Source organism: Anaeromyxobacter sp. SG66 (genome assembly GCF_022690805.1).
Lineage (GTDB): Bacteria > Myxococcota > Myxococcia > Myxococcales > Anaeromyxobacteraceae > Anaeromyxobacter > Anaeromyxobacter soli.
The window spans coordinates 1-6,934 of the sequence record NZ_JALCZC010000159.1; the positions used below are offsets into that span (position 1 = coordinate 1).

At 76.9% G+C, this 6,934-nt stretch carries 7 protein-coding genes and 1 pseudogene; 6 read left to right on the forward strand and 2 right to left on the reverse strand.

Translation table 11 applies throughout. The annotated features are described in order from the left end of the window. Positions 1–259 precede the first annotated feature (259 nt). Complete coding sequence (locus tag MNZ39_RS22620) at positions 260–886, reverse strand: UdgX family uracil-DNA binding protein (protein WP_242341362.1); 627 nt, start codon at positions 884–886, stop codon at positions 260–262. Between the two features lie 322 nt (positions 887–1,208). Between MNZ39_RS22620 and MNZ39_RS22625 the strand changes: the two genes are divergently transcribed. After that, positions 1,209–2,516 carry a DUF763 domain-containing protein gene (locus MNZ39_RS22625; RefSeq protein WP_242341363.1) on the forward strand — a complete coding sequence of 436 codons (1,308 nt, stop codon included), beginning with the start codon at positions 1,209–1,211 and terminating at the stop codon, positions 2,514–2,516. 180 nt (positions 2,517–2,696) lie between these two features. On the opposite strand, the gene MNZ39_RS22630 is transcribed toward MNZ39_RS22625, so the two are convergent. After that, a complete protein-coding gene (locus MNZ39_RS22630; RefSeq protein ID WP_242341364.1) occupies positions 2,697–3,131 on the reverse strand; it encodes an NUDIX domain-containing protein in 435 nt (144 codons plus the stop codon). 494 nt (positions 3,132–3,625) lie between these two features. On the opposite strand from MNZ39_RS22630, the gene MNZ39_RS22635 reads away from it, so the two are divergent. From MNZ39_RS22635 to MNZ39_RS22655, 5 genes and pseudogenes are all read left to right on the forward strand, one after another. Next, complete coding sequence (locus MNZ39_RS22635) at positions 3,626–3,988, forward strand: hypothetical protein (RefSeq protein ID WP_242341365.1); 363 nt, start codon at positions 3,626–3,628, stop codon at positions 3,986–3,988. Further along, positions 3,985–5,862: an ATPase gene (locus MNZ39_RS22640; protein ID WP_242341366.1), complete on the forward strand. Its 1,878-nt coding sequence runs from the start codon at positions 3,985–3,987 to the stop codon at positions 5,860–5,862. The genes MNZ39_RS22635 and MNZ39_RS22640 overlap by 4 nt, the downstream gene beginning before the upstream one ends. Before the next feature lie 9 nt (positions 5,863–5,871). Then, positions 5,872–6,087 (forward strand): ATPase, encoded by a 216-nt coding sequence (locus tag MNZ39_RS22645; RefSeq protein WP_242341367.1) that lies wholly within the window; start codon positions 5,872–5,874, stop codon positions 6,085–6,087. Positions 6,088–6,090: 3 nt separating this feature from the next. Beyond that, positions 6,091–6,672: a hypothetical protein gene (locus MNZ39_RS22650; protein WP_242341368.1), complete on the forward strand. Its 582-nt coding sequence runs from the start codon at positions 6,091–6,093 to the stop codon at positions 6,670–6,672. 1 nt (position 6,673) lies between these two features. Continuing rightward, a pseudogene (locus MNZ39_RS22655) lies at positions 6,674–6,934 on the forward strand (V-type ATPase subunit); the annotation flags it as partial.

Below are 6,934 nucleotides of genomic sequence, written 5' to 3' on the forward strand. Positions count from 1 at the left end.
GAACACGGTAGTTAAGCCCACCAGAGCCGATGGTACTGCACCGGAAGCGGTGTGGGAGAGTAGGTCGCTGCCGCATTTTTTTCTTGGCCCGCTGGCGCAATTCGCGCCGGCGGGCTTTTTTCTTTTGCGGGCTCCGTCGCCGAGGCCGGCGGGTCCGGAGCTCAGGCTCACGGCGCTGCTTTCGGCCGCTCGGCCGCGCGCGCGCAACGCCCGCGCGCGCCTGCAGCGCCGGATCGGCGCGAGGAGCGCCGCACGCCTCTCACGGCGCGGTCGGCCGTGAGGGCTGCGAGGTGCGCAGCACCTCCGCCACCCGGGCCAGGTCCTCGACGAACCGCCTCATCTCCTCCCGCCGCGTTTCGTCGTCCGGGGCCCTCAGGATCGACGAGGGGTGCACGGTGGCGACCACGATGGGCGCGAATCCCGTCGAGAGCAGCTCCCCGCGCCGCTGCGTCACCCGGAAGTCGCTGCCGAGGAGCGCCTGCGCCGCGGTCGCGCCCAGCAGGACGACGGCCCGGGGCTGGACGGCCCGGAGCTCGGCGTCGAGCCAGGGCCGGCACGCGCGGACCTCGCCGACGTTCGGCTTCTGGTGGATGCGACGCTTTCCTCGCGCCTCCCACTTGAAGTGCTTCACCGCGTTCGTCACGTAGACGGAGGCGCGGTCGAGCCCCGCGGCCTCGAGCGCCCGGTCGAGCAGGCGGCCGGCCGGGCCGACGAAGGGCCGGCCCGCGAGGTCCTCGTCGTTGCCCGGCTGCTCGCCGACGAGGAGCACCGCGGCTTGCCGCGGGCCCTCGCCGAAGACGGTCTGCGTCCCGCGCTCCCAGAGCGGACACGCGCGGCACGTCCGCGCCGCTTGCCGGAGCGCAGCGAGGTCGGTCGTCCTCGGCACGGGTGCCGGCCGGAGGTCGCCTGATCGCTTGGGCGGGTCGCGGAGCGAGGGTGCGCGAGCGGGTGGGCGGGCGCGGGCGGAGCGGGGCGGGCTGTCGGAGCGATGTGGCACTTCTTCATGGTTATCCACGGGAGACCCCCGGAGACCACGGGACACGGCCACCGCGGCGGGGGGCCGGCCGCGCGGCGGGCGGGCGGGGAGGCGAAACGAGGTGGTGGTGCCGAACGCTCGACCGAACGGTGCGGGGGCGAGGGGGGCGCGGACGGGTTCCGCCGACCTCCCGCTCCACGGCGGGCGCGTGCCCCCGTGGCTCTTCCACCGCATGGCGCGCCTCGGGCGCGTGCTCTCCGAGGCGATCGTCCTCGAGTACGGGCGCGCGGAGCTCCTGCGGCGGCTGTCCCATCCGTTCTGGTTCCAGTCGCTCGGCAGCCTGATGGGGATGGACTGGCACTCCTCCGGGATCACGACGAGCGTCCTCGGCGCGCTGCAGCGGGGGCTCGCGCCGCTGGAGCGCGAGCTCGGCCTGCGCGTGTGCGGCGGCCGCGGGCGCCACTCGCGCCGCACTCCGGACGAGCTGGTCGGCTTCGGCGAGCGAACGGGCCTCGACGGCGAGGCGCTGGCGCGGACGAGCCGGCTCGTGGCGAAGGTGGACGGCGCGGCCGTGCAGGACGGCCACGCGCTGTACCTCCACGCCTTCATCGTGGCCGAGGACGGCGCCTGGGTCGTCGTCCAGCAGGGGATGGACCCGGTGCGGCGGCGCGCGCGCCGCTATCACTGGCTGTCCGAGGGGCTCACGAGCTTCGTCGACGCACCGCACGCGGCGATCGACGGGGTGCCGGGCGGCGCCATCGTGAACCTGACCGATCGGCGCGCGGCGCCGTCGCGGGCCGCGCAGCTGGCGCTGGTTCGCGAGGGGCCCGAGCGGGCGGTCGCGAGCATCCGGAGCGCGCTCGGGCGAGTCCCCCACCTCGATCTCCCCGGCCACCACGCCGTCACCGCGTCGGACGTGGTGCTCCGCCGCCTGCACGGAACGATCGCCGCCGCGACCGAGCGCGGGCCGGTCGACTTCGCGGAGCTGCTCCTCACGCCGGGGCTCGGGGCGCGGACGGTGCTCGCGCTCGCGGCGGCCGCTGAGGTGATCCACGGCGCTCCCTGCCGCTTCAGCGATCCGGCGAGGTTCTCGCTCGCGCACGGCGGGAAGGACGGCCACCCCTTTCCCGTCCCGCTCCGCGTCTACGACGAGACGCTCGGCGTCCTGCGCCGCGCGGTGGAGCGCGCGAAGCTCGGGAACGACGACCGCATGGCGGCCATCCGGCGCCTGGAGGACGAGGCGCGACGGCTCGAGGCCGGGGCGGAGGGCCCGTCCCTCGAGGCGTTCGTCGAGGGGGAGCGCGCGGCGAGCCGCGCCTACGGCGGCCGAAGCGTGCTCGACGGAGCGGGCACGGGGAACGTCGCGCCTCGCCGGACGAGCTCAGCGACGCGGGCTCGGGGCGCTGCCGCAGGGCGAGAGGCCCGAGGAGCCGGGCAGGCGCGAGACGCGAGCTCCCCGGAGGCGCAGCGTGACGCCGCGGGCGCGGCCGACACGGCACGCCCATCCGCACCCGCCCAGCTCTCCCTGTTGCCGCGGTGACCCGTGCGCCGTCCGGTGCGGACGGTGCGGCGAGAGGCGAGAGGCGGGGCCCTTCGCCCTTAGGGCGGTTCGGGTCACACGTTGCTCGCTCGGGTCGAGCCCGTCGCGAGGCGCACGATGGCGTCGCCGCAGGCAGCCAGCGCGTGCCGCAGCAGGGATCGGCCCGGGCGGCAGCGCGAGTCAGTGGCCGGGCGCGGTGAGCGCGATGCGTGCGAGCTCGCGCACGTTCGCCGGACACTCGACGGCCCCGAGCTCGTGAGCGCCCACCCAGCGCGCGCCGTCCCACTCGTCGCAGGCGGCGAGGGTTCGCGACGCGACGTCCGCCACGAACGCGAAGTTCATGTGCAGGCCCTTCGAGCCGGCGGGATGCTCCTCGTAGCCGACGAGCCCCGGCGGCGTGCCGTCCACCCCGAGGCCGGAGGGGAACGTTCCCTCGAGGCCGGTCTCCTCACGGAGCTCCCGGCGGGCGGCCTCGAGCGGTGTCTCCCCGGGCTCGATCTCGCCGCCGACGGGGAGCCAGGTCCCGATCCGGCGGTGACGGACGAGGAGGATCGCGCCGCCGTGGCGGCAGAAGACGGAGACGGAGAAGGCGCGGCGGGTGGCGGAAGAGGTCATCGGCGTTCCTGGCTCTGGCGGGCCGCGCGCTCTCGTCGAGGGAGCTGCACGCGCCTCCATCGCGGAGGCGGGGAGGGGAGCATGGGACGGTGAAGGAGGCCAGCACATACGCCGCGGAGAGTCTCGCGGCCCCCCGGGCGCGAGCTCACCGCGCCGGCGGTCGAGAGACCTCGAAACGGTGCCGCGCGATGCCTCACCGCGAGCTCGCTGGACAGGACGGCCGGCGCTCCGTTCCGGCGCCTCGAGGCGACACCGGTCGGGCCGCGGGGAAGCGCGCCGCGCGTCCGCGACGCCTCCTGTGGCGCCGCGGAGCGCGACCACGGGCGCCTGCCGGGCCTCCTCCGGGAGGCGGCGCACCGCACGGGCCCGCGCCGGCTCGCTCGCGATGGGTGCGGCGCGATGCGTGCCCGCGGAGGCGCGACGTGCCTCGACGCGCAGGCCCAAGCGGGAATGCGCAGCCTGCTTGCCACCCCGTGCCGAGGAGCGTCTTCTCGATGACACGGGGGCTCGTCGTGCGGAACCCGGCGCGAAGCGGCGGTGAACGCGAGACGCTCGAGCGGCTGCGAGGGGACGAGGCGGCGCTGGAGAGCGAGCTCGCCTCCGTGCGTTCGGAGGCGGCCGTCGCCCTCGAGAGCGCGCGGCGCGAGGCGGAGCGGATCGTCGCCGCCGGACGGCGCGAGGTCGAGCGGGTGCGCGACGCGCTCCGCGCGGACGAGGCGGCGGCGCTCGACGCGGAGGCGCAGCGAGCGCGCGAGGCGGTCGTGGCGGAGGTGGCGGAGGTGGCGGCCCGCGCCGAGCGGAACCGCGCGCGCGCGCTGGAGCGGGTCCTCGCGGTGGTCCTCGGGAGGCAGCCGTGATCCTGCCGATGGCGCGCGTCCAGCTGATCGGCCCGCGGGATCGGCTCGAGGGCGCGCTCGCGTTCCTGCAGGCGCAGGGCGTCCTGGAGCTCCGCCGGCCGACGCGGGTGCGCCCCGGAGAGCGCGCGCTCGTCGAGCGGTGCGCGCCCGTCCCGTCGGTGGCGGCGCGCGCCGCGCGCGCACAGGAGGCGCTCGTCCGCCTCGAGTCGCTCCGTGCACGGCTCGCCGGCGGGCGCGGCGAGGGCGAGGGACCGCTGCCGGAGCCGGGCTCCGAGGCGCTGCTCGCGCGGCTCGCGGAGATCGACGCGGCGCTCACGGCGCTCGAGGCGCGGCGCGCCGCGCTGGCCGAGGAGGGGGATGCGATCGCGCGGTTCTCCCGGCTCGTGGTGGCGCTGGCGCCGTTCTCCCACGGCCTCGAGCCGCGCCAGGAGCCGGAGCTCCACGGCCTCGAGCTGCGCACGGACCCCGAGGCCATCGCGCTCCTTCGCGGAGAGCTGCGCCGCATCACCGGCGGCGCCTTCGACCTCACCGCCCGGCCGATCGACGCGGAGCGAACCGGAGTCCTCATCGTCGTGCCGCGCGCCTGCGGGCGCGCCGTGGCGGCGCTCCTCTTCGAGCGCGGCGTGGACGAGGTGAAGCTCCCCTCCGCTTGCTCCGGGAAGGCGCTCATCGACGTGCTCCTGCACCTCACCGCGCGCGCCCGGACGATCCCCGCCGAGCAGGCGGAGGTCGAGGCGGCCTGGTCTCGCCTCGCGGACGGGCTCGCCGCCGCGCTCGCCGCGAGCGCCGCCGCGACGCGCGCCTTCCTCGAGCGGGTGCACGCCGAGGACGCCTGCGGCGCGACGCGCTTCGCGTTCGTCGTCTCGGGGTACATGCCCGCGGAGCGGGTGCCGGCCTTCCAGGCTTCGGCGGCAAGTGAGCTCGGCGAGCGGGTGACGGTGCTGGCGTGCACGCCGGAGCGGGACGCCTGGCCGGAGGTCCCGGTGGTGCTCCGGAACGGGCGGCACGTCCGGCCCTTCGAGCGGCTCCTCGCGCTCGTGCCGCTGCCGCGCTACGGCTCGACGGATCCCACCCCCTGGCTCGCCGTCTTCTTCCCGCTCTTCTTCGGGCTCGTGCTCGGCGACGTCGTCTGCGGCACGGCGGGGATCGTGGTGGCGCTCGTGCTGCGCGTGCGAGGGGTGGGGGGCGCGCTCGGGCGGGACCTGACCTGGATCGCGCTCGCGTGCGCGCTCTCCGCGGTCACCTTCGGGATCCTCTTCGGGGAGGCCCTGGGCGAGGTGGGGTCCCACCTCGGGATGCGCCCCGTGCTCCTCGACCGGCGGCGCGCGTTCATGGCGTTCCTCGGGGTCGCCATCGCCTTCGGCGCCGTCCACGTGGGCATCGGCATGGCGCTCGGGATCGCGGGCGCGCTGCGCGCGGGGCATCGCCGCGCCGCGCTGGCACGCGCCGCGAAGCTCGGGCTCCTCTGCGCCGCCGCGGTCGCCGGCGCGACTGCCGTGCACCTGCTGCCCGCAGCGGCGCTCCCGCCGGCGCTCTGGGCGGGCGGGGCGCTGCTCGCCGTGGCGGTGGGTGCGGAGGGGCCGATGGCGGCCCTCGAGCTCGTGCTCGGCCTCGGCAACGTCCTGTCCTACGCCCGCCTCATGGCGCTCGGGCTCGCCTCGGTGATGCTCGCCGAGGTCGCGAACCTCGTCGCGACGACCCTCCGGCCGGTGGCCGCGGGGCTCGCCATCGGCGTGCTGCTGCACGTCGTGAACTTCACGCTCGGGCTCATCAGCCCGACCGTGGCCGCGCTCCGGCTCCACTACGTCGAGTTCTTCGAGAAGTTCTACGACGAGGGCGGTGCGCCCTACCGCCCCTTCGCGCTGTCCCGCTAGGAGGATGACATGGACAAGGTGCTGCTCGCCGTCTCGGCCGCGATCGCGGTGGGGGTGTCCGCAATCGCGACCGCGTGGGTGCAGTCCCGGATCGGCGCCGCCGGCGCCGGGGCGCTCGCGGAGAAGCCGGAGGTCCGCGGCGCCATCATCGTGATGCTCGCCATCCCCGAGACGCTGGTGATCCTCGGGTTCGTCGTGGCGGTGCTGATCCTCACGGGGGGGTAGGCCGTGGGCTACCCGGAGCTCCTGCGCGTCCTCGGGGAGGAGGCGGCGCGAGAGGCGCGGGAGGTGCGCGCCGCGGCGGAGCGCGAGGGCGCGCGCATCGTGGAGGAGGCGCGCGCCGCGGCCGCCGCGGCGCGGGACTCGGTGCTCGCGCGCGGGCGGGTCGAGGGGGCGGCGCGGCGGCGCGCTGCCCACGAGGCGGTCGCGGTCGAGCGGGAGCGCGCGCTCCTCGTCGAGCGAAGGAGGCTGCTCGAGGGGCTGCACGACGAGGCCCGCGCGCGGCTCGTCGCGGAGGGAGGCGCCGCGCTCGACGCCGCGCTCCTCGCGGAGATCCTGCCGGAGGCCGGGGACGGGCCCCTCGAGCTCGTCGTGGATCCGGGCGCCGAGGAGGAGGCGCGCCGGGCACTCGCCGCGCTGGACGCGGGCGCGGCCGCGCGGGCGGTCGTCCGTGCGGCGCCGGAGGCTCGCGGGGGCGTGGAGCTCGTGGCGGGGCGGCGCGTCCTGGACGACACGCTGCCCTCACGGCTCGAGCGGGCGTGGCCCGCCCTCGAGGCCGAGCTCGCGGAGCTGCTCTTCGCGGAGGGCTGACGTGGCGCGCCTCGACTTCGCGAACTCCCGGATCGGCGCGCGGCGGGCGCGGCTCCTCGGCGATCGCGCGCTGCGCGAGCTGCTCGCGCGCGGCGGCCTCGAGGCGCGGCTCGAGCTGCTGCGGTCGAGCGCCGCGGGCGCCGGGATCCCTGCCGCGGTGACGGGCGCGCCCGACCCGCTCGCCGCGGTCGAGCTCGCGCTGCGCGAGGCGGTCCACCGCGAGGAGGCGCGCCTCCTGCGGGACACGGAGGGCGCGCGCCAG

What these genes read in the sequence shown, in the direction of transcription:
- MNZ39_RS22625 (WP_242341363.1), top strand. Translation starts at nt 1,209, where the DNA reads ATGGCGCGCCTCGGGCGCGTGCTCTCCGAGGCGATCGTCCTCGAGTAC.
- MNZ39_RS22630 (WP_242341364.1), bottom strand. Translation starts at nt 3,131, where the DNA reads ATGACCTCTTCCGCCACCCGCCGCGCCTTCTCCGTCTCCGTCTTCTGC.
- MNZ39_RS22635 (WP_242341365.1), top strand. Translation starts at nt 3,626, where the DNA reads ATGACACGGGGGCTCGTCGTGCGGAACCCGGCGCGAAGCGGCGGTGAA.
- MNZ39_RS22645 (WP_242341367.1), top strand. Translation starts at nt 5,872, where the DNA reads ATGGACAAGGTGCTGCTCGCCGTCTCGGCCGCGATCGCGGTGGGGGTG.